We start from the raw sequence: 20,719 nt of genomic DNA, 5'->3' as shown, positions 1-20,719 counted from the left end.
CGACTTCGCCGATTTCGTCGTTGGCGACGTCGAGGTCGGGGACTTCGGTGTGGAGGTCGACGGGTTCGTTGCGGCCGAGGCGGTCGATGAGGGCGGGCAGGCGCCGGTCGGCCAACTCCTGCGTGCCTTCGCGAAGATCGCTCAACCGGCCGACCAACTGCTGGGAGGACCGCGTGGAGATCATCAGCGCAAGAACGGTTGCCGCGGCCACTCCCAGGCTGCCCAGCACGGCCACCAGCACCGACTGGTTGGCGAACCCCTCCTGGATGCCTGCCGACGCGATCGCCTCGTCGGTGCCCACCTCGGTGTAGTCGCGCATGACAGGCGCGTAGGCGCCGCGCCACTCCTGTTCGCCCACCGGCATGGACAGGTCCTCGTCTGACGCACCGGTGAACGGGTCGGTCGTGGAAGTGACCTCGCGGGAGGCGATCACGTTCGCGAGTTCGGTGAGGCGGACGTAATCGGGGTCCTCCCACATGTCCGAGACCGCGGTCTCGTGCTCGGGGGACAGGTACTTCTCCACCGTCTGCACCTGCTCGCGGTAGGCGCCGTAGAGCCGGATGAACTCCTGCTGGTCCTCGCGGCTCAGCTCGCCGGTGGCGAATGCCTGCGACAGTTGCGCGTCGGCCTGGGCGAACAGGTCGAGTGCGCGGAAGGTGTAGGTCGCCGTGATCGCCGGGCCCACGGCCGCGGCAGCCGGCACGGAGCGGGACTGCTCGTCGAAGAGGTCGGCCCCCGACGTGATCAGGCCGTTGTAGAACTCCAGGACCTCGGCCCGGGACGCCTGGCCGTCGTCAACGCGAAGACGCAGGTCCGAGATGGCCCCGAACTGCTCGTCCAGGTCGGTGATGCGTTGCTGGACCGGTTCCGGTGACAGCGGCAGCACCCCTTCGAATTTGCCGAGAACGTCGGTCATGAAGGCGTCGGAGGTCTCGCGGGCGCGGTTCAGGTCGTCCCCGGTCTCCGCGGGGGCCTCGATGTAGGCGATGGTCGCCGAGCGCTCGTCCATCACCGCCACGAGCGCATGCGCGGCCGGAACCAGGATCTCGTAGCTGCCCCGACTCACCGCGTACTGCAAAGCGGCGTTGTAGCCGAGGTAGCAACTGACGATCAACCACAGGACGACGAGGGCTGCCGTGGGCGCGAGGACGATTCTGCGAAGGCGGGACCTGATCGACTGGTTCCGTCGCGTGCGTGCTGACGGCACTGCGCTTTCCTCCAGACCTTGGATCGCCGGGCGCGCCGCGTCGCGGGGGCGGTCTGCGGCGCGCCGCGGTGGGGCGGCTGCGACCGATGCCGGTCCCGCGACTGTCGGGGGTTCGTCATCGGGTCGCTACCTTGAGTAAAGACCACCGACCCGGTGTGGCGTAGCCGATTTCGGTATCCGCTGGAATATGGGTCCGGTGCTGCGCCCGTGTCGTCCTTAGCAGAAGCGTCCTCGACGGGCCAATGGGCAGAGCGGAAAGTCATTCAATGGCGGGTTAAGTGTGCTTTGTTCCTTCTGGGGTCCGGCAGTCCCACTCGGCGCCGCCGTGCGTAATTTGGCTATCGACCTGCAATGAGTACAGAGAGTTTTTCAATAGTCACTCAAAGGGCTGATTTGGGGAGGTGAAGTCGAAGCGGATTGATAACCACTTCCGGAATACGTGACGACACGCTCAGGGCCCAACCGGAAACCCCCTCAAACAGCGGTACCGCCCCGGCCCGCTACCGTGCATCGGTGTCCACCGGTTCCGGGGTGTCGGCAGGCAGGGCAAGGGTGAACACGCTTCCCTCGCCGGGAGTGCTCGCGGCCGTGGCCCGGCCGCCGTGCAGCTCCACGATCTGGCGCACGATCGCCAGCCCCAGGCCGCTGCCACCGGTCCGGCGGCTGCGTGACTTGTCGGCCCGCCAGAACCGGTCGAACAGCAGAGGGAGATGGTCGGAGGCGATCCCCTCTCCAGTGTCCTCGACCTCGACCACGACCTCGCGGTGCACCCGGAAGGCGCGCACGGTGACCCGGCCGCCCGGAGGTGTGTGGCGCAACGCGTTGGAGACCAGGTTGCCCAGTGCCTGACGCATCCTGGACGGGTCGGCGGAGACGGTGACGTCGCCGCTGTGGGTGCCGGCCAGGTTCACCGAGCCGCTCTCGGCTCCCCTGCGGTGTCCCGCGACCACCTGGGCGACGATCTCGCTCATGTCGACGGGTTCCGGATAGAGCCGCAGTTTCCCGGCATCGGCCTGCGCCAGATCCTGGAGGTCGTCGATGAGACGTTGCAGCAGCAGGGCCTCACCGATGAGGGTGGCCCTGCGCGCGTGGTCGAGGTCGGCCAACCCGTCCTGCGCCGCCTCCAGCCAGGAACGGATGTTGGCCAGCGGTGTGCGCAGTTCGTGTGAGATGTCGCTGATCATGTCCTTGCGCTGGCGTTCCAACCGGGCCAACCGATGCGACATGTTGTTGAACGCCTCCGCCAACTGTCCGATCTCCCCGCGATCGGACACGCTGACACCGGTTGCCCCTTCGCCGGAGCCCACGCGCTGCACCGCGTCGGTCAGGATGCGCAACGGCCGGGTGAGACGGGAGGACAGCATGATGCTCGCCCCTACCGCCAGGGCGAGGACGACCGCCACGAGTCCGACGATCCGCGTCATCCCCTCCCGGGACAGGGCCAGCCCCGAGGATTCCTCCTCGACCGGGTCACTGATGAACAGCAGCGCGGCCGGTGCGGTGAACGGGCCCAGCAGTTCGCGCCGAGCCGACTCCACGCACGGATCGGACGGGTGGTCGCTGCTCCCGGCGTCGGACGGTTCCAGCAACGGCAGGGCATCGGCCAGGTCCAGGGCCGGGGTTCGCGCCTCCGCTCCGACGCACTCGGAGAACAGCGCATTCAACTCCTCCAGAGCGTCGCGTTCCGTTGTGGTGGGTAAGGCCAGTTCGGCCAGGCCGTCGTTCATCGGGAACCCCTGGACCAGGAGATCTTCGTCGAATTCCGTCGGCTCCTCCGGTACGGGTACCACGGGGAGGGGTGAGGCCACCGGAAGCGCCTCGACGCAGTGGCCCGGCGGCGGACGCTCCGCCGCCTCCGCAACGGTCCGCCGAATACCGCTCAGCGACGTGGACCGGGTGTCCACGCCGGGACGCCCGCTGGGGTTGACGACCACCCGCGACTCGACGCCCAACAGTGTGAGGCAGTCGACGATGGCCTCGGCCAGCTCCAGTTTCTCCGCCCTCTCCTCGTCGGTCAGGGCGAACGGCCCCACCGCGCGGGAGTCGATGGGCGACGCCTCCGCGACCAGGGCCGCGTCGACCGCCAGCGGATCGAGCACCGAGGACACCCGCCCCCGGAGAGGAGTCCCCTCCACTGCGGAGTCGGCGATGGTCCGTCGCTCCTGCGTGGTCAGCGTGATGCGGCGCCCGGTGTCGTCCGCCAGTTCCGACACGAGTCCGCCGGAGTCCGCCCAGTCCGAATGCGTTGCCGCGTACCCCAGCAGCTCGTCGTAGATGCGGGTGTCATCGGCCAGGGTCTGGCCCTGCTCGGTGAGGATCGCCCCCGACGTGCCCTGGACGGCGACCCACGCGGTGGCGGTCACCGAGGAGACCGCCACCAGTACGAAGCCGCCCATCAGCCGGACGGAGAGCCGGTTGTGGGGGCGGGGACCGGGCGTTCGCGTACGGGGCCGGCGTCTACGCATGTCCGGACTCCGGGTCCACCAGTTTGTAGCCGACCCCGTAGACGGTCAGCAGGCGCACCGGCCGTCGCGGCACGGGTTCGATCTTTCGGCGCAGGTTCTTGATGTGTGCGTCGACGCTGCGTTCGGTGATGTAGAGCGCCGCCCCGTGCACGCGCTCCAGCAGCTGGGCCCGGGTGAACACCCGCCCGGGCTCCGCGCACAGCGCCTCCAGCAGCTGGAACTCCACCGGCGTGCAGCCCACCCGGCTCCCCGCGACCTCTACCAGGTGACGCACCGGGTCCACGGTCACGGCGCCGACCCGAAGCGTGCGGTCCTCGGGGCGCTGGGTGCGCCGCACCCGACGCAGCAGTGTCCGCACCCGTGCCATCAGCTCCCGCGGATTGTAGGGCTTGGTCATGTAGTCGTCGGCGCCCAGGTCGAGCCCGGCGAGCAGGTCGTCCTGGGTCGAGCGCGCGGTCAGCATCAGGACCGCGACGTCGGACTCCGCGCGCAGGATCCGGCAGACCTCCAGGCCGTCGGTCCCCGGCATCATCACGTCCAGGACCATGAGGTCCGGACGGTGTCGGCGGGCCGCCGCGATCGCGGCGTGGCCGTCGTGCACCACCAGCACCGCGTGGCCGTCGTGCTCCAGGTAGCGCCGGATCACCTCCGCCTGCATGGTGTCGTCCTCGGCCACCAGCACGTGTGCGCACACGCGTTTTCCCTTTCCGCTTTCCGGGACCGCGCCGGGGGAAGGCCGAGCGCGAAACCGATCGTATGTTCCCAAACGTGCGGATAACCGGCGTCGGGCGCGAACGCACGGGTTGCGCACGCTTTCCTCGCGGGTTCTTCACATTCATCGGTGAAGCTTCCAGCGGGCCGGAGGAAACCCTCCCGGCAGTAGAACCGAAATTGGTCCCGCCGGCCGTCGAGCCTTGTGCGACACGGCTGTAGCGGCAGTGGCACCCGCTCGACCGCTGTGGTCGCCGACCAGATTGGACCCCCATGCCCACCAACCGCTTCCCGCGTTCCGCAGGAGCCGCGGCCGTGCGAACCGTCGCGGGACTGCTCCTGGCGCTCACCCTCGCCGCCTGCGGCGCGCAGTCCGAGGCCGCCCCCGTCGAGGAGTCCGCGCGGCAGGGTGAGGAACTCTCCGTCGAGATCGCCACCGTGACCGGAGACGGCATCGATGTCCACACGGAGAAGGGGGGCGGTGAAGTCACCACGATGGCCAGCCCCAACGAGTACGGGGCGCCGCTCACGTTCCTGGTCGGAGCCACCGATGGGGACTGGTTGAACGTGCTCCTGCCGGTGCGGCCCAACGGCAGCACCGGGTGGGTGAAGGCCGCCGACGTCGAGCTCGTCCGGACAGACCAGCGTCTGGAGGTCGACCTCGACGAGCACCGCTTCACCGTCTACCAGGGCGACGAGGTGATGCGGGAGGGCGACATCGCCTCCGGAGAGGAGGAGACGCCCACCCCGCCCGGGACCTACTACTTCACCGAGCTCATCAAGCCGCCCACCGACGACACCCCCTACGGCGCCTACGCCTACGGGCTGAGCGGTTTCTCCCCGACACTGGAGTCCTTCGCCGGCGGTCCCGGCCAACTCGCCGTCCACGGCACCAACGAGGACGACGCGCTCGGCGGACCTGCCAGCCACGGGTGTGTACGGGTGACCAATGCCGACATCACCTGGATCGCGGAGAACCTCGGACTGGGGACCCCGGTCGTCATCAGCTGAGCGCGCCGCGGCCCGGTCCGCGCGACACGCTCCACATACCTTCCAGGACGCCGGGGCGGGGTCTGAACCCCGTCCCCTCCACCCAACACAGAAGCACAAAGGACAAGGACACATGACACTCAAGTCGACGTTGGTCAACGGCGCAGCGATCGTCGCCCTGTGCGGCGGCATGCTGGGGTTCGGCGCACTCGGAACCGCTCTCGCGGAGGACTCCGCCCCCCGTCCGGTGGCCGAGTCGGAGGAGCCTACCCCGGTTGAGTCGGAGCGGCCTACCCCGGTTGAGTCGGAGCGGCCTACCCCGGTTGAGTCGGAGCGGCCTACCCCGGCCGAGCCGGAGGAGCCTACCCCGGTTGAGTCGGAGCGGCCTACCCCGGTTGAGTCGGAGCGGCCTACCCCGGCCACCCCCGTCGAAGACGTCCCCACCTACACCGGCTGACCCCGAACCGAACAGAGTTGCCGACCGTGGGTCGGGCGGGCCTCCTAGCCGCCCGACCCGCGGTTCCCTGTCGTGTGAGCGGGGATGGTTGGCCGAGAGGCCGACCGGTGTGCCGGTCGCAACGGCGGGTCATTCGCAGACGGTGGCCGCTGAGGGCGTTGGAGAAGAAGGTCCGGTCCCCGTCAGGAGGAAGTGCGACGGGTGTTGTCGTACCCAGCCGTCGGCGCTTCCGATCCATCAGGCGAGCGCTTCGAGGCAACGGTGGAGGCCCGGGTTCTCCCACTCGTCTCCGCGCTCCTGGTGGTCCCGGCCGAGCCGGAGGGCGAACGCGGCGAGGTCGTCCCGGCGGCGAACGACCCGCGTCCTCGGTGAGGGCGTCGCCGCCGCGCCCCCGGCCTACGGCGCGGGCTGTTCGGGATCGGGCGAGCCGGCGTGATTGCGGTGCTTGATCCACTGCGTGACGCCCAGGAAGACGAAGATCGCGGAAACCGCGAACGACAGCCACGTCATCCAGTTGGCCTCGGACAGCCGCATCACGCCGATCACCAACCAGGCGAGACCGACCGCCAACAACATCACCGCGGACTGCTTTGTCTTGTCGCGCACGCTAACGAACCTGTTTCCCATCGCATGATTCCTGCCGGCAAGAAGAACCCGTGCCGCACTGATCGGCAAAAGCACTCGCGCCGAGCGTAGAGCCCAACCCCTCGCACGGGAAGCCATCAAACCGATCGTTTCCGGCAAAAGGTGCACTTGGCGAGTGTCGCCGTGCCATCCCGACCCGGTGGTCGGGGTGGTCGCGCATCGGGGGAGCGGGCCGAGAAGAACCCGAACCGGGTGGTGGGGAAGAGTCGACTCGGCCTTCCGGACGAGAACGACAGCGACTGTCCATGGCCAGGCCACCGCTGTGTGCGCCTGGGGCTTCACGGTGCACGCCGCTGCCCGCCGTCACGTTTCCCGGTCAGCCGCCGACGTCGCGTCGGTCCTGTGCGCCGACTGGGGTACGGAGTCCGTTGGGCTCCGGCCCGGACCTCTGATCCCGGTCAGCCGCCGACGTCGCGTCGGTCCTGTGCGCCGACTGGGGTACGGAGTCCGTTGGGCTCCGGCCCGGACCTCTGAACTTTTGTTCCCATGCGATCGAGTCTCCCGATCATCGATCGATTCGCCATGAAGAAGTGAAATATGCGCAAAAGGCGCCGTGTCCTTTTGGGCTGATCGCTCCACGGTTGTCTCCTCAAAAAACGGAAGCCGGTAACCGTGTGGATGGAGGAGCACAGCATGGCGCAACCGACAGAGTCGGGCACGCGGTCGACGGGAAGGCAGTGGGCTGTGATGGGTGTGGCCCTGGCGGTGGTGGTCCTTCTGGTCGGGGGCGCCCTCGCGGTCAACACGATTTTGCCGGGGACCAAGCCCGTGCCCGTCGGGGCGGAGGTCGTCCTCGAAGAGGACGCGCAACGCCGGATCTCCCTGACCCTGGCCGAGGGCGGTTGGGTGCGCGATTTCGACGCCGAGAGGTTTACGAACGAAGCCCAACTGTTCGTACGGGGGCCGCTCCGACTTCAGGTCGTTCCCGTGACTCTGGCCGGGGGGACCACAGCCGACGCCGCCCGGTTGTGGAAGGGCATGGGAGACATCCTCCGGACAAAGGCTCCCGGAACCCGATTGGCAACGCCTTCACCGATCACCTCCGACCAGGGGGTGGAAGGGCTCACGGGCGCGGTCCGGGGAGGCGGGCACGAGGCGGTAGCGGTGCTGTATCCGGCCCCTGACGGTGAAGCGGCCGTGCAGATGCTTCTCAGCGCGCAAGAGCACTCGACGGACGTGGAAGAGGTCCTGGGCGCAGCCTCCAGGTCCGTGGTCTTCGCCGACAAAAAGGAGGATGCATGAGCCAAGCGCAGGAGAACCCCTTTCTCCCCAGGGACACCGTCGATGCGGTTCCCGGCCCGCGAGGCGACTTCCCCGTCTCCACCACGGAACCGGCAGGCACCGAAAAAAGCGACGTTGAGGGCCGGACGTCGGTGGCTCCGGCCGCGAAACTCGCGCTGGCATTCCTGTGTCTGTTCAGCGCGGGAACACTGGCTTTCCAGTTCTGGGGACAGATCCGCGTCTTCCCCGGCGTTGCCGCCCTGGCCTTCGTGGTCTGCGCCTTGACCCTGCTCTTCGGTTACTGGGTACTACGGCGGATCCGACCGGTCCGCCCTCCCGCCGCGAGCGTCTCACTGATAGCGGTGGCCTGGGGTTTCACGGGTGCCGCCGGTCTGGCCCTAATGGCCAACAACGAGCTGTCCGGGATTTTGGCCAAACTCGACGGTGCAACCGCGTGGGAGGCGGCGCTGACCGGTCCTTTCAACGAGGAACTGCTCAAGCTTGTGGGGATCGTCCTGATCGCTCTCGCCTTCCCGCGCGTGGTGCGCGGGCCGGTGGACGGGTTTGTGATCGGGGCCCTGGCCGGTTTGGGTTTCCAAGGCGTCGAGAACTTCCTCTATGCGCTCATCTCGGTTATCCAGACCGGAGCGGTGAACGGTCTTCTCGCGGCGACGCTGTCGTCGGTCGTGCGGGTGCTGGTCACCGGGCTGGGTACCCATTGGGCGCTGTCGGCTCTTACCGGTACGGCCGTCGGACTGCTGGCCGCGAGCGGTTGGCGGCCCGATCCCCGCCGCGCGGTGACTGCGGCCCTGTTGGTGGTGACGGCGATCGGCCTGCATTTGCTCTTCAACTCGCCCCTGTTGCCGGATGGGGCAGGCATCCTGCTCAAGGTGCTGCTCAACTTCACGGTCGTGATGGTCCTGTATTTCGTTATCCGTCGCTCCTATCGTCGTCGTGTTCTCGCGGCCTTGGCCGAGGAAGGCGAGAAGGTCGGCATGGAACGTTCGCACGCCCTGGCTTTGGCGCGAAGGGGCAGCCGACGCAAGGCACTGCGCACCGTGCCCGAAAGCGGGCGTGCCGAGGCTGCGAGGCGTCAGGAACAGTTGATCGACGCGGTCGAGGCTCGCGCCGTCATGCGGAGCGGCTGACCGGCGCAACGCGATCTTTCACGGAGAGTCGGCGCACACGTCCGGATCTGGTTTCAGCCGACCTGGTGGAGCGCCAGATCGGCTGAAGGGTTCGGACCTGTCAGGGCTCGCCGCTGATCCCTCGCGTCCGGTGTGTGGCACGTATGTGGCACGGAAGCGCTGAAACGCCCCTGGAACGACGAAGGCCCAGGTTCGGGAAACCATCCCTGACCTGGGCCTTCGTGCTGCGGAGCGGATGACGGGAATCGAACTGCCCGCCGGTAGCGGCGTGAACTGCCAAAATACGAGAATCCGCAGACGGCGGCACTGCGCATCCCCCGTTGCGCCGAGTTCCTCCACGTTGCACTGGACCCCGTGCACCCTCCGGGTGTACGACCTGCGCCGCCCAGGTCACCCTCACGGGTCACAGCTTGAATCGAATATTCAATTGACGGAGTGCTGTGTGGAAAGGAGGTAATGGGAATGATGCTCGTTTCGTCAGTTTGGATAGCCGGAAACTCTTCTGGAGGTTTCCAGTGCGCTTCGTTTCCTGAAGCGATTTTCTTTAGTTCTCCGCTATGGCCAATGTCCCCGTTTTTGGCTGCCAGGTGTGGCATGGACTCACGGGTTCGGTGAGAAACGCACGTCTCTCCTAAGCGGGAGGAAGAGGCGAGCTGGAACCCTGCTGCCAGCGGACAGGCGCCACCATCTCGTTCCCTCAGGGGTCTGGCGTGAACTCTGTGAGCGCAACGGGATCGGTCACATTTCCAAGGCCCATCGGGGTGTGAGCCCTCTGATGCCGCTGGTGGTCAGACTGTCAACCGCACTGGGGTTTTTGTCAGCTTGGGTTGTTAAAGTTATCGCATGAAGGTCATTTACAAGATCACTTATCCCAACGGGAAAATCTATGTCGGTTCAGATCTCACTGATAGTCGACTGACCTACTTTGGGAGCCCTTCGAAGGAGTTTCTTTATCGAGACTTCGACCATGCCGAACTTCAGGATTTCGTGATTCGCAAACAGATTCTTTGGCAGTCCGAGACCGCCACAGATGGCGAAGTTCGTCGACGTGAGAACGTATTGATCGTCGAACACGGTGCGAACAACCCGGAGTATGGATACAACCAGCGGCCACGGTACCGGGAGGCTGGTGAAATGGGATGATTTGACGGCGCGGCTTGGGTCGAACGGATGCCACAGCCGCCAACCGAGGCCTGCCAAAGGTTGGACAGTTTGCCAGCAGGTGTTGGTCTTGCCGGTTGCGGAGGAGTCGGCAAGGACAACCAGCCCGCTTCCTCCTTCACCTGCGGCTTCGGTGTGTCCGATTCGTTGATGTGCGCGGTAATCGGCTTCGTCGGGTCAACTTCTCGAAGTACTGGGGGACGCCTGCACGGCCGTGGGCCTGGAGGACGTCCGCCCCCGGGAACACCTACGCGGTAGAAGGTCGGGGCGTTCGTGTGCGAACTCGCGTGGCGGATGGGTCACTCCAGCACGCGAGCGGCTCTGGTCTACCTCCACGCGCGGGACGACCGGGCTCGGGAACTGGCCGACGCGCTGGGGGAGCGGGCCGAGAAGGAGCTGAACCAGTGGCGCGAGAGTCGGCCCGACCCGTCGGAAGAGGACGGCGGCGACAGGCCATCGGGCACGTAGCGGGCACGCGGCCCTGAAAACGCCTCTGGAACGACGAAGGCCCAGGTTCGGGAAACTATCCCTGACCTGGGCCTTCGTGCTGCGGAGCGGATGACGGGAATCGAACCCGCGCTATCAGCTTGGGAAGCGTCCTACGGACATCAGTGCTGACCTGGTACTTCGCTGAACTGCGGTTATTTGAAGACGTGTCTGCTGAGTCCCCGCCAGTCACCTTGTTTGGCCGCTGCATCTGGCAAGAATCTGGCACGACGACAGTTCCAAGTGATGTCACCCACTGTGTATAGCCTTCTCGGAAGGGGGCGGTGCGGTGAGCGAACGGGGATGGGCGACGGGAACGGTCACCCGTGCTTCGGGTCACCACAGCGGCGGCTCGCCACGGCCTCGGGGCGTGGTGCTCGGTCGCGCTGAGGACGGAACCACAGACAGACAGTGTCGCGCGAACGAGTGCCACGCGATCCGAGGACGCCATCAGCCACAAGCGGCCACAGCAGACGTAGAGCTTGCAAGAAACGTCAGTTTTAGCGATGCCTTGGCGTCAAGCAGAGTGCTGGGATGCTCAAAAAACCGAATAAACCATTTACGTGGGGCGGCTGGGCCCAGGACCGGGCGGCAGCCCGCAGCCTGGGCCCAGCCGCCCCACTGCGAAGGCGCGAAGCGCCGGAGCCTTGATTTCATATAGAATAATTCGGCAGACTTCGATTTTAAATTACTATTTGATTGGATTCGGGGAATATGAAAGAAGATTTTCATAGAGAGAGAAAGGGGAGTTTTGTTTCGAATATAAGTAAACGTCGAAAAATCTGGGAAATGATTTTACTTACAGGCTTCCTGCTTGTTTGCTCACTTTCTCTTCTTCTAGCTAATCCGGGACCAACTTTGAGTGCCATGCTTCAAGTGGCTTCAGCAGTGGCGGGAGCACGCTTGGGGAGCACTTTTCAAAAAGACAAGACTTCTGAAATTATCTCAAGTCATGTTCAAGGTTCTATTAGGCATCTATTTGACGTCCTACTTTATTTGAAAAAGATTATAAAAACAGTTCAGATTGGACGAGCCGATTTTCTGGAAGGTTTTAAAGAAAGACAGATTATGCTAGATAGAATTAATAATATTTTAGAAAGAGTTGGATCTGATTTGGATAACGTCCATCATCAGACAACGACTGCAATCCAAAATTGGGGAGATATTGCTCCCGAAGCTCTTGATTATGCCACTCGCGAACAAGAATTGCGGCTAGAGAAGATGAATGGAGAGCGAGAATGAGTAATTCGATTTCTGGAAAAGTAGTCCGGATCCTTAGTGAGAGGGAGATGCTGATCAATAAGGGGGAAGAGGACGGGGTCGACCTTGATTTTGTATTTGTTGTCCTACCTAAAGAGATAGAGGTTATTGAAGATCCAGATACTGGAGAAAAGCTTGGGGGGATGCGTAAAGTCAAACTCCCACTAAGAGTAGTCAAGGTCTCTGCAAGAATGGCGCTACTTCGGACTTACCGGTCGGAAACCGTTAATGTTGGCGGAAGTGGTGTGGCGATTAGTCAGCTATTCTCTTCGCCAAAATGGGAGAAGAGGGTCGAGCGGATTAATTCCGGGGTAGATTTTGAAGACGATGATATTGAGCCTGGTGATCCGGTTATTCTGGTTGAAGGGGGTGCAGCGGAGGTGCCTAGCGTCCTTTTTGTTGACGAAGAAAATTAGGATGAGTGAAGCTTTTTAACTGGCGGGAAGTTGAAATTTGGAAAATGCTGAACTTAAAAAAATAGGCGAAAAAATAAAGCAATTAAGATTGGAAGTCGGTTGGTCGGGTCGGGAGTTGGCTCGGCGGGCAGAAATTGACCAGTCTACGCTCTCACGAGTTGAAAATGGCTACAAAATTCGGTCTTTCAGAGTGCTTGATCGGATCATTTCGACTTTGCCGATGCGCGATCGGAGAATAGAGACCCTTTTCTTTGACGCTCGTTTGGTTTATGAAGCTAAAAATGTACGTCGAATTGATTCGGGTTTTTCTCTAAAGTCTGAAAATATTCGAGGGTTTGAGAAATCTGCCACCTTTGTGGCAGAATTTCAATCTGCCGTTATTCCTAGACTGCTCCGCATTTCTGAATATTCTGATTTGGTTAAAGCTGGCCGTCGAGTCGAATGGAATCTTTTTCGTGATCCTGATTGTTTTTTCGAATTTTTAGTTACTGAGGGTGCGCTTCGAACTTGGCCTGGTTCCGTAACAATTATGCCTGGTCAGATTGATTATCTAATTTCAGTTATGGAACAAAAATCTGTTTGGTTTGGGGTGATCCCATGGTCGGCGGGGTTGAACGTGGTGCCTCCGCATGGGTTCACGATCTACGACGACACGGCGGTTTCGGTGGAGACGTTCACGGCTGAGCTGACCATCACCGAGCCGGATGCCGTGGCCGACTACCGGGCTGCCTATGAGGCGATCGAGCCGTCCGCGTTGACCGGGGATGACGCGCGGGCGCTACTGCGGGAGATCCGGGACGACTTCAGGAAGCTCACCACAGTGATTCAGTGAAATCATTGAATCACTATCGTCTAGAGGTCTACGCTGCTGAGCATTGAACTGCGTAGTCCTCTAGACGATGGTGGTCGTGATGGATCGACAGTGGTCGCGGATGTTCCCTGCCTTGCTGGACAAGGTGGGCGAAGCGCGCTCGTTCGCCCGGGAAGTACTCGCCGGGCACCCAAGCGTTGACAGTGCCGAGCTGATCGTGAGCGAGCTGGTCACCAACTCGGTGCTGCACTCACTGAGCGGGGAGTACTCGGCTTCCTTCATCCTGGGGCTGGAAGTGCGCTCGGGTGTGGTGCGGGTGAGCGTGGTCGATCTCGGCTCCGAAAACGATGTGGACTTGAACCCCCAGCTCCCCCCAGTTGATCAAGAAAACGGCCGTGGCCTGGCCATCGTCGCCCTGCTGGCCAAGGAGTGGGGACAGGACTGTTTCCCGTCCGGACAGCGCATCTGGGCCGAACTGGTCGCTGACTCCGCTTCATGACCGGGCCTCCCATCCCTCGGCGCCGTAGGCTGTTCAAGGCGGTCAGTTCCTCATCTGGTGAGGTCGTCGACCCGCCACTGTCTAGAGCTCTAAGCTTTGAAGGAGACCGATTCAAAGGGGGAGCTCGCGTGTCGAGTGAGTACGAACGCATCGCGGCGATCGATGACCCGTTCGTTCTGCTGCGCGCGGCCACCGAACGCCTTGCCGAAGCACAGCAGGAAGTCACCGACCTGTCGCGGCTTCGTCGGAACATGATCCAAGACCTGCACGCTCAAGGGCTCTCCTACGCCCAGATCGCCGCGCAGGCGGGTCTGAGCCGTGGGCGCATCCACCAGATCCGCCACTCCGGCCCCGCTCCGGAAGGGGCGTTCTTCGGCTCGGGCACGGTCACCATCGTCACGCCACTGCGCCACGACCCCGACAAAGACCGCTCGGTGGTCTCGCTGGAAGACCTCAACACTGGCAAGCGCCTGGAAGACCTGGTGCGAAGCTTCGACCTCACCGTCACCGACGATCACGTCTCCGCTGCTGGTGAGATCGACCTGAACCGCCCCGGTCTGGTGGTGGTGTGTGGGCCGCGCATGTCTGAGGCGATGCGCCTCACCTACGACAAGGACCCCGTGTTTCGCTGGGAACGCGAAGACGGTCGGCCCTGGCAGTTGCGCGACACCCGCACCGAAACCGTGTATCGGGCCGGTTCGGATGAGACTCCGGCCCGCGCCGATGACATGGCCTATCTCGGTCGGCTGCCCCGGCCTGATGGCAAGGGCTCGATCCTGGCCATCGCCGGGATTCACCCGGTGGGCTCGCTGGGGGTGGCACATCTGCTGTCCACGGATATCGCGACGCTGTGGGGGCAGGTGGCCGGTGAGAACTTCTCGGTCCTGGTGCGCACCGAGTACGACCCCCACACCAGCGAACCCGTGAGGACCGAGCTGGCCACGCCCTTGTACCGCCACGACCAGGACTGACCCGTTGCCCTACCGCCTCGCCACCGACCCCGGCCGCACCGACCGCGACAACGAGGACTTCGCCGCCGTGAGCACCAACGCGGCGGTGCTCCTGGACGGGGCCGGCGCACCTGAGCACATCGATTCCGGATGTGTTCACGGGGTGGCCTGGTACACCCGCACCCTCGGCGCGCTCCTGCTTGCCACGACTCGGTCTGATGGGAAGCTGGCCGACGCTCTGGCTGAAGCGATCACCGCCACCGCGTCCCTGCATTCCCACACCTGCGACCTGGACAACCCCGACACGCCTTCGGCCACCGTGGTCCTGGTCCGCCTCACCGGTGAGCACCTGGACTATCTGGTGCTCTCGGACTCGGTGCTGCTGCTGGACGTGCGCGGCGCTGACCCGGTAGCCATCACCGATGACCGCCTGGGCCAGGTCAGCCGCGAACTACGGCGACACACGCCCCCCTCCGCCGGGCATGAACAGGGCCAAGAGCGCCGCGACTACGAGACCGGGCTGTCCAAACGCCGCAACGCCTCCGGCGGGTTCTGGGTCGCTGCGGCCACGCCCCACAGCGCCTACGAGGCGATCACGGGAAGCGTGCCACTCGCGGACCTGGACGGGTTCGCGCTGCTCTCCGACGGTGCGAGTCGCCTCACCGACCGGTTCGGTCTGGCTACCTGGCGCGCCACCCTCGACCTGCTCGCCGCAGAAGGGCCACGCGCCCTGATCGATCAGGTACGCCACGCCGAGAACTCCGACAACGACGGTGAGCGCTGGCCGCGCTCCAAACACCACGATGACGCCACCGCCGCCGTCTGGCGACCCGGCAACTGACTAGCCCCCCTGGACAGTCGCTCGGGTCGTTTGCTATCTTCACTGTCCATACCCCCTAGACAGTCTGTCTTGCGGCGCACGGTTCGCACTGTCGAGGGGGGTGAACAAAGAGTGGAGATGCTGACTGATGGCGATTCAGGGTGCGTTGCCGGTGGAGTTCGGTGTGGTCTTCCCCAACGGTGCCTACGCGCTGGGGGTGGAGGCGATCACGGACTTCGAGACGAAGAAGCCCCAGACCGACAAGGACAACGGGTTGCCGTTGTGGGCGGTGGATGTGATCGACGCCGATCCCAACGCGCGGGGCAAGGCCAAGAGTGTGAAGGTCAAGGTCGCCGCCGAGCACTGCCCGACCCTGCCTGATGAGGTCCCGGGGTTGCCGTTTCGGCCGGTGGAGTTCGAGGCGATGGCGGTCATGCCCTACGTCGACGACTCGGGGCGTCGTCCCCGGGTGGCCTACTCCCTGCGCGCTCGCGGAGTGAAAACCCCCGGAACCTCGGGTAACCGCCGCTCCCCGGCTCCGCCCGCTGCGGCCAAGGACGCCGCGTAAGCCCCCGTACACGCGAGTGGGGCGGTCTGATGCGCCAACACCAGACCGCCCCGAAAACCCTCTCAAAGCTCCACGGTCTCCCAACCGAACAACAAGAAGAGGTGCCTACAGGCTATGACGTCCCCCCAACACCCGCGCCCGGTGACCGCCAGCGACATCGCGGACTTCCTCACTGACGTGCAGACCCGCGCCGCTCGAACCGACCTCACCCCCACCGACAACCTCGCGTTCTTCCAACGCAAAGCCGACCTGATGGACCGCATCGCGCACGAGTCACCCGACCCCGACGCGATCCGGGTGGCGGCCAACGCACGCGCCCAACTCACCGCCGCACGCGCCCGGATCAACGGGGAGGGGTTCTGATGCTGTCCAACAAGCCCGGAACCCATCAGGTCACGTTGACCGCCCCGGTTCCCGCCCACGCGTTCCGCTTCTCCACCCCCGTTGTTGAGACTCCGGGAATCCTGATCATCGGGCGCTGGATCGGCCGCATCGTTGCCTTCCTCGCCCGCCTGCCCTTCCGTTTCCCCGTGGCTGTGGGGACCGTGACGGTCTCGGGGCTGGTCGGCTACTTCCTCGGGTGGGGCGCTTTGGCGGCCCTGTGGTCGGTGGTCGATATCGGGTTGTTGGTGTGGTGGCGGCGCTGGCCCTCGACGTTTCGCACCCTCCTCGGCCTTCGGGTCGTGGCGGCGTGGCGGTGGGTGTGGATCTACCGGCGCCACTGGCAACCCGTCCTGGTCGTCGCCGGGTTGGCCGAGACCTACGCCGAACGCCAATACCTGCCCCGCATCCGCCGGGTCACCTGCTCGCAGTGGTCCGACCGGGTTCGAGTGAGGTTGGTAGCCGGCACCACACCCGCGCACTTCGAGGAGCGCGTGACCGAGCTGGCCCACGGATTCGGCGCACCCTCCTGCCGCGTCACCACCCTCGGTGCCCGCGACATCGTGTTGGAGTTCCCCCGACGCGACACCCTCGCCAACCCCATCGACGCCTTACCCGTGCCTGAGGTCCCCGACCTGGACGCTCTCCCGGTCGGCCAGCGAGAAGACGGCACACCCTGGCTGCTCAAGCTGCACGGGACCCATGTCCTGGTGGTCGGGGTGACGGGTGCGGGCAAGGGCTCGGTGATCTGGTCGGCCATCCGCGCCATGCTCCCCGCCCTCGCGGATGGAACCGCGCAGGTGTGGGCCATCGACCCCAAACGAATGGAACTGTCCTACGGCCGCACCCTCTTTGCCCGCTACGCCGACACCGGCGAATCCGCGGTGACCCTCCTCGAAACAGCGGTCACCGACATGCAGGAACGAGCGGAACGCTACGCGGGCAAACAGCGCTCACATACCCCTACGGTGGCTGACCCGTTTGTGGTCGTGGTCCTGGACGAAGTCGCGTTCCTGACGGCCTACCACCCCGACCGTGACGTGCGCCGACGTGCGGAGAACGCCATCGCCACCCTCACCAGCCAAGGCCGCTCGGTCGGCTTCACCGTCCTGGCCGCACTCCAAGACCCACGCAAAGAGGTGATGAACCTGCGCAACCTCTTCCCCGACAAGATCGCCCTACGACTCGACGAAGCGACCCAGGTCGACATGGTCCTCGGAGAAGGCGCACGCGACCGGGGAGCCAACGCCCACCTCATCGACCCCGACCTACCCGGCGTGGCGTTCGTGCGCCTGGAGGGCTCACCCGTGCCGGTGCGCGTGCGCGCGGCCTACGTCTCCGACGACGACATCACCGCCATGACCAACGACTACGGCGCGACCGAGACGGGGAGTGTTGATGCCGACTCCGACCGGTAAATCCACCCGGGCCGAGCGTATGGCCCAACCCCTGGCGCGGGAAGTGGCCGAGCAGATCGCCGCCGACAAGGGCGTGTGCATCCGCCCCGTCTCCCTGCGCCGTACCGACCTCGACACCGGGGCCACCTCCATCGTCGATGTGCCGTGCGGTGCGACGCTTGAATCCCGGTGCCCAGCGTGTGCCAAGAGGAAACGCTCGATCCGGCGCACCCAGTGCGAAGAGGGCTGGCACCTCACGAACGAGCCGGTCATCACCCCCGACGACCCCACGCAAGCTCAACAGGAATGGGTGGCTAAGCGGGCCGTGGTCACCGCTGAGCGCGACCAGCTCGCCGCGACCGGACACGCCACCCCCGAGGACCTGGCCGCACTCGATGCGGCGATCGCGGACCTGGACACCGAGATCAGCGCCTCGGGCCTGCGCGGCAAAGCCGGACCTTCCCCCGATGCCCCGCCCAAGTCGCGTCGCACCCGCTCCACCCGACGCCGACAAGACGTCCCCGACCTGCCCAAACGACCCATGACCAAGAGAACCGTGGGACAGACCTTCACCGACCCCGAATCGGGTGCGACCTTCCGGCCCTCACTGTTCATCACCCTCACCTGCGACACCTACGGCCGCGTGCGCTCCGATGGAACCCCGGTCGACTTCTCGACCTATGACTACCGGCGCGCCGCACGCGACGCCCTGCACTTCTCCAAGCTCATCGACCGCTTCGTGCAAAACCTGCGCCGTGTCGTGGGGTTTGACGTCCAGTACTTCGCGGCGGTGGAACCCCAACGCCGCTTGGCTCCCCACCTGCACATGGCCACCCGGGGAACGATCCCCCGATCGGAGTTGAAGCAGATCGCCGCCGCCACCTACCACCAAGTGTGGTGGCCCACCACCGACGAAGTGGTCTACGCGGGCGAGAACCTGCCCGTCTGGGATGAGGCAGGGGAGACCTACCTCGACTCTGCGACCGGGGAACTCCTGCCCACTTGGAATGACGCCCTGGACTCCCTCGACGCTGACGAGGACGCCGAGCCCATGCACGTGGTGCGCTTCGGACCCCAGGTGGACGCCAAAGGCGTCCTGGCGGGCTCGGCTGATGCCGACCGGTGTGTGCGCTACCTCGCCAAGTACCTCACCAAGGACATCGCGGGGTGCCACGCGATCGAGACCGACCGACAGGAACAACACGTTGACCGCCTCGTCCACGCGCTGCGCTTCGAACCGTGCTCACCCCGGTGTGCCAACTGGCTTCGCTACGGCGTACAGCCCAAAGACGCCAAAGCCGGAATGCGACCCGGCTACTGCTCCTCCAAAGCCCACAAACGCGAATACCTGGGATATGCCGGACGCCGGGTCCTGGTCTCGCGCAAGTGGTCGGGAAAGACCCTGGCCGACCACAAGGCCGACCGCCTCGCCTGGGTCCTGGACACCCTCGGCATCGACCCCACCGCCGACAACACCGACACATCCGTCCGATTGGCCACCACCGACCGCAACACCGTGTGGGAACTGGCCCGACCCACCGACCCCGACGTTCCACCCCGCGAACACCGCCTACTACGAGCAGTCGGGGAGTCACTCAAACGCCGCGCCCAACTCGACCAAGCGAGACAAACCAACGACCTTTCGGCAACCAGGGAGGCCGCCTGATGAGCGCCACGCCCGATCAACTCCCCGTCGGCCGCCTTCTGACCGTGGCGCAGGCGGCCGAACGCCTGAACACCAGTGAACGCTACCCGCGTCGCCTCATCGAGGAACGCCGCATCACCTTCGTGAGGATCGGCCGCCACATCCGTATCCCTGAAACCGCCCTGGATGACCTGATCGTCTCCGGGCTCGTCGAACCGGTCCGGTTGAAGACGGGAAGGGCGGCCTGATGGGTGGCAACAGCAAGGGGTTCCGCCGCCAGTTCGGGACCGTTCGGCAGATCTCGTCAAGGCGTTGGCAAGCGCGCTACCGGGGCCCGGACGGTGTGGAGCGTCCGGCTGATCGTACGTTCGCCACCCGAAAGGACGCCGAGCGGTGGCTGAGCCTCAAAGAGGCCGAGATCGCTCGGCAGGAATGGGTGGACCCTGACGCAGGGGCGGTGCCTTTCGGCGTCTACGCGGCTGGCTGGCTGGACGAAAGGGAGCTGAGCCCCAAGACCGAACAGCTCTACGAGGGGCTGTTGCGCCTGCACCTGAACCCGACCTTCGAACACATGCTGATCAAGGACATCCGGGAAGCCCACGTGCGCACGTGGCGCACCTCCCGGCGGAAGTCCAAGGTCGGCAAGAGCACCGTGGCCAAGGCGTATCGGCTGATGCGCGCGATTCTCAACACCGCCGTTGGAGACGAGTTGATCCGCAAGAATCCGTGTCAGATCAAGGGTGCCGGCCAGGAGTACGCCGAGGAACGTCCGGCGCTGTCGGTGGGTGAGGTGTACAAGCTCGCTGATGCGATCAACCCCCGGTACCGGGCGCTGGTGTTGCTTGCGGCGTTCGGCAGCCTGCGGTGGGGCGAACTCGCGGGACTGCGGTGGCGCTGGCTGGATCTGGACGCGCGCACCGTCACGGTGCGAGAGACCGTCTACGACATGGCGACGTTGGTCAAGGGCACACCGAAGTCCAAGGCGGGCTACCGCACGGTCGCTCTGCCCTCGCTGGTGATCGCGGACCTTCGGCGGCATCGCAAGACGTATGGAAGCAACGACCCTGAGGCGTTCGTGTTCGTGGGTGCCAGGGGCGGCCAGCTGCGGCGCTCCAACTTCTCCCACTACTGGGCGGCTGCGTGTGCGGCGGTCGGTCTGGAAGGGGTGCATCTGCACGACCTCCGGCACGCCGGAAACACGTTCGCGGCTGAGGCCGGGGCGTCCCTTCGGGAGTTGATGAACCGGATGGGCCACTCCAGCACGCGGGCGGCGTTGATCTACCTGCACGCGCGCGACGGTCGGGCGCGTGACATCGCTGACGCGCTGGGGGAGCGGGCCGAGGAAGAACTCCGGAAAGCTCGTGCGGCCGAGTCCTCCGCCGCCACGGACGGTGACGGGCGGGAACCGGGCCCGGGGCCCGTCGGCTGAGTATCTGGCAGGAATCTGGCACGCGGCCCTGAAAACGCCCCTGGAACGACGA

At 65.0% G+C, this 20,719-nt stretch carries 21 protein-coding genes, 1 tRNA gene and 1 pseudogene; 18 read left to right on the top strand and 5 right to left on the bottom strand.

Going from position 1 to position 20,719, the window contains the following annotated elements:
- The 3 genes from QSJ59_RS22225 to QSJ59_RS22215 all read right to left on the bottom strand — a co-directional run.
- Nucleotides 1-1,207, bottom strand: a 1,207-nt coding sequence (locus QSJ59_RS22225) for a nitrate- and nitrite sensing domain-containing protein (RefSeq protein WP_285761678.1), incomplete at its 3' end; no start/stop codon positions are given.
- A gap of 500 nt (nt 1,208-1,707) precedes the next feature.
- Complete coding sequence (locus QSJ59_RS22220) at nt 1,708-3,672, bottom strand: sensor histidine kinase (RefSeq protein WP_285761677.1); 1,965 nt, start codon at nt 3,670-3,672, stop codon at nt 1,708-1,710.
- On the bottom strand, nt 3,665-4,366 hold the full coding sequence (locus tag QSJ59_RS22215) for a response regulator transcription factor (protein ID WP_285761676.1): 702 nt from the start codon (nt 4,364-4,366) through the stop codon (nt 3,665-3,667). Before QSJ59_RS22215 ends, QSJ59_RS22220 begins: the two co-directional genes overlap by 8 nt.
- 290 nt (nt 4,367-4,656) lie before the next feature.
- Here QSJ59_RS22215 and QSJ59_RS22210 point away from each other — a divergent pair, with 290 nt between their 5' ends.
- Nucleotides 4,657-5,394 carry a L,D-transpeptidase gene (locus tag QSJ59_RS22210; protein WP_285761675.1) on the top strand — a complete coding sequence of 246 codons (738 nt, stop codon included), beginning with the start codon at nt 4,657-4,659 and terminating at the stop codon, nt 5,392-5,394.
- A gap of 637 nt (nt 5,395-6,031) precedes the next feature.
- Entirely contained in the window at nt 6,032-6,202 is a 171-nt protein-coding gene (locus QSJ59_RS22205; protein ID WP_285761674.1) for a hypothetical protein, read from the top strand.
- A 24-nt stretch (nt 6,203-6,226) separates the two neighbouring features.
- On the opposite strand, the gene QSJ59_RS22200 is transcribed toward QSJ59_RS22205, so the two are convergent.
- Nucleotides 6,227-6,436 carry a hypothetical protein gene (locus tag QSJ59_RS22200; protein WP_285761673.1) on the bottom strand — a complete coding sequence of 70 codons (210 nt, stop codon included), beginning with the start codon at nt 6,434-6,436 and terminating at the stop codon, nt 6,227-6,229.
- 672 nt (nt 6,437-7,108) lie between these two features.
- Here QSJ59_RS22200 and QSJ59_RS22195 point away from each other — a divergent pair.
- From QSJ59_RS22195 to QSJ59_RS24440, 4 genes and pseudogenes are all read left to right on the top strand, one after another.
- Nucleotides 7,109-7,717 (top strand): hypothetical protein, encoded by a 609-nt coding sequence (locus QSJ59_RS22195; RefSeq protein WP_285761672.1) that lies wholly within the window; start codon nt 7,109-7,111, stop codon nt 7,715-7,717.
- Nucleotides 7,714-8,844, top strand: a complete 1,131-nt coding sequence (locus tag QSJ59_RS22190; RefSeq protein WP_285761671.1) for a PrsW family intramembrane metalloprotease — start codon at nt 7,714-7,716, stop codon at nt 8,842-8,844. The genes QSJ59_RS22195 and QSJ59_RS22190 overlap by 4 nt, the downstream gene beginning before the upstream one ends.
- 843 nt (nt 8,845-9,687) lie before the next feature.
- Nucleotides 9,688-9,987, top strand: coding sequence for a GIY-YIG nuclease family protein (locus tag QSJ59_RS22185; protein WP_285761670.1), 300 nt, complete (start codon nt 9,688-9,690; stop codon nt 9,985-9,987).
- Between the two features lie 161 nt (nt 9,988-10,148).
- Nucleotides 10,149-10,473, top strand: a pseudogene (locus QSJ59_RS24440) (site-specific integrase); the annotation flags it as partial.
- An 88-nt stretch (nt 10,474-10,561) separates the two neighbouring features.
- On the opposite strand, the gene QSJ59_RS22175 reads toward QSJ59_RS24440, so the two are convergent.
- Nucleotides 10,562-10,642, bottom strand: a tRNA-Gly gene (locus QSJ59_RS22175).
- 563 nt (nt 10,643-11,205) lie between these two features.
- Between QSJ59_RS22175 and QSJ59_RS22170 the strand changes: the two genes are divergently transcribed.
- The 12 genes from QSJ59_RS22170 to QSJ59_RS22115 all read left to right on the top strand — a co-directional run bounded on the left by QSJ59_RS22170 (nt 11,206) and on the right by QSJ59_RS22115 (nt 20,667).
- Entirely contained in the window at nt 11,206-11,733 is a 528-nt protein-coding gene (locus QSJ59_RS22170) for a hypothetical protein (RefSeq protein WP_285761668.1), read from the top strand.
- On the top strand, nt 11,730-12,167 hold the full coding sequence (locus QSJ59_RS22165) for a hypothetical protein (protein WP_285761667.1): 438 nt from the start codon (nt 11,730-11,732) through the stop codon (nt 12,165-12,167). Before QSJ59_RS22170 ends, QSJ59_RS22165 begins: the two co-directional genes overlap by 4 nt.
- 37 nt (nt 12,168-12,204) lie before the next feature.
- Entirely contained in the window at nt 12,205-12,999 is a 795-nt protein-coding gene (locus QSJ59_RS22160) for a helix-turn-helix domain-containing protein (protein ID WP_285761666.1), read from the top strand.
- A 79-nt stretch (nt 13,000-13,078) separates the two neighbouring features.
- Entirely contained in the window at nt 13,079-13,477 is a 399-nt protein-coding gene (locus QSJ59_RS22155) for an ATP-binding protein (RefSeq protein ID WP_285761687.1), read from the top strand.
- A gap of 128 nt (nt 13,478-13,605) precedes the next feature.
- Complete coding sequence (locus QSJ59_RS22150) at nt 13,606-14,448, top strand: sigma-70 RNA polymerase sigma factor region 4 domain-containing protein (RefSeq protein WP_285761665.1); 843 nt, start codon at nt 13,606-13,608, stop codon at nt 14,446-14,448.
- Nucleotides 14,449-14,452: 4 nt separating this feature from the next.
- On the top strand, nt 14,453-15,268 hold the full coding sequence (locus QSJ59_RS22145; RefSeq protein WP_285761664.1) for a protein phosphatase 2C domain-containing protein: 816 nt from the start codon (nt 14,453-14,455) through the stop codon (nt 15,266-15,268).
- 127 nt (nt 15,269-15,395) lie between these two features.
- Nucleotides 15,396-15,815 (top strand): plasmid replication, integration and excision activator, encoded by a 420-nt coding sequence (locus QSJ59_RS22140; protein ID WP_285761663.1) that lies wholly within the window; start codon nt 15,396-15,398, stop codon nt 15,813-15,815.
- 114 nt (nt 15,816-15,929) lie between these two features.
- Nucleotides 15,930-16,178, top strand: a complete 249-nt coding sequence (locus QSJ59_RS22135) for a hypothetical protein (protein ID WP_285761662.1) — start codon at nt 15,930-15,932, stop codon at nt 16,176-16,178.
- Nucleotides 16,178-17,614 carry an FtsK/SpoIIIE domain-containing protein gene (locus QSJ59_RS22130; protein WP_285761661.1) on the top strand — a complete coding sequence of 479 codons (1,437 nt, stop codon included), beginning with the start codon at nt 16,178-16,180 and terminating at the stop codon, nt 17,612-17,614. The genes QSJ59_RS22135 and QSJ59_RS22130 overlap by 1 nt, the downstream gene beginning before the upstream one ends.
- Nucleotides 17,595-19,259, top strand: a complete 1,665-nt coding sequence (locus QSJ59_RS22125) for a replication initiator (RefSeq protein WP_285761660.1) — start codon at nt 17,595-17,597, stop codon at nt 19,257-19,259. The genes QSJ59_RS22130 and QSJ59_RS22125 overlap by 20 nt, the downstream gene beginning before the upstream one ends.
- The gene (locus QSJ59_RS22120) at nt 19,259-19,486 is read left to right on the top strand and encodes a helix-turn-helix domain-containing protein (RefSeq protein ID WP_285761659.1); all 228 of its coding nucleotides are present in this window, start codon (nt 19,259-19,261) and stop codon (nt 19,484-19,486) included. Before QSJ59_RS22125 ends, QSJ59_RS22120 begins: the two co-directional genes overlap by 1 nt.
- A complete protein-coding gene (locus tag QSJ59_RS22115) occupies nt 19,486-20,667 on the top strand; it encodes a tyrosine-type recombinase/integrase (protein ID WP_285761658.1) in 1,182 nt (393 codons plus the stop codon). Before QSJ59_RS22120 ends, QSJ59_RS22115 begins: the two co-directional genes overlap by 1 nt.
- Nucleotides 20,668-20,719 lie beyond the last annotated feature (52 nt).

This window comes from Nocardiopsis ansamitocini (genome assembly GCF_030268225.1).
In the GTDB taxonomy this organism is placed as follows: domain Bacteria; phylum Actinomycetota; class Actinomycetes; order Streptosporangiales; family Streptosporangiaceae; genus Nocardiopsis_D; species Nocardiopsis_D ansamitocini.
This window is presented reverse-complemented; position numbering and strand designations above follow the sequence as displayed.

What these genes read in the sequence shown, in the direction of transcription:
- QSJ59_RS22220 (WP_285761677.1), bottom strand. Translation starts at nt 3,672, where the DNA reads ATGCGTAGACGCCGGCCCCGTACGCGAACGCCCGGTCCCCGCCCCCAC.
- QSJ59_RS22210 (WP_285761675.1), top strand. Translation starts at nt 4,657, where the DNA reads ATGCCCACCAACCGCTTCCCGCGTTCCGCAGGAGCCGCGGCCGTGCGA.
- QSJ59_RS22195 (WP_285761672.1), top strand. Translation starts at nt 7,109, where the DNA reads ATGGCGCAACCGACAGAGTCGGGCACGCGGTCGACGGGAAGGCAGTGG.
- QSJ59_RS22190 (WP_285761671.1), top strand. Translation starts at nt 7,714, where the DNA reads ATGAGCCAAGCGCAGGAGAACCCCTTTCTCCCCAGGGACACCGTCGAT.
- QSJ59_RS22185 (WP_285761670.1), top strand. Translation starts at nt 9,688, where the DNA reads ATGAAGGTCATTTACAAGATCACTTATCCCAACGGGAAAATCTATGTC.
- QSJ59_RS22170 (WP_285761668.1), top strand. Translation starts at nt 11,206, where the DNA reads ATGAAAGAAGATTTTCATAGAGAGAGAAAGGGGAGTTTTGTTTCGAAT.
- QSJ59_RS22165 (WP_285761667.1), top strand. Translation starts at nt 11,730, where the DNA reads ATGAGTAATTCGATTTCTGGAAAAGTAGTCCGGATCCTTAGTGAGAGG.
- QSJ59_RS22155 (WP_285761687.1), top strand. Translation starts at nt 13,079, where the DNA reads ATGGATCGACAGTGGTCGCGGATGTTCCCTGCCTTGCTGGACAAGGTG.
- QSJ59_RS22140 (WP_285761663.1), top strand. Translation starts at nt 15,396, where the DNA reads ATGGCGATTCAGGGTGCGTTGCCGGTGGAGTTCGGTGTGGTCTTCCCC.
- QSJ59_RS22135 (WP_285761662.1), top strand. Translation starts at nt 15,930, where the DNA reads ATGACGTCCCCCCAACACCCGCGCCCGGTGACCGCCAGCGACATCGCG.
- QSJ59_RS22130 (WP_285761661.1), top strand. Translation starts at nt 16,178, where the DNA reads ATGCTGTCCAACAAGCCCGGAACCCATCAGGTCACGTTGACCGCCCCG.
- QSJ59_RS22125 (WP_285761660.1), top strand. Translation starts at nt 17,595, where the DNA reads ATGCCGACTCCGACCGGTAAATCCACCCGGGCCGAGCGTATGGCCCAA.
- QSJ59_RS22120 (WP_285761659.1), top strand. Translation starts at nt 19,259, where the DNA reads ATGAGCGCCACGCCCGATCAACTCCCCGTCGGCCGCCTTCTGACCGTG.
- QSJ59_RS22115 (WP_285761658.1), top strand. Translation starts at nt 19,486, where the DNA reads ATGGGTGGCAACAGCAAGGGGTTCCGCCGCCAGTTCGGGACCGTTCGG.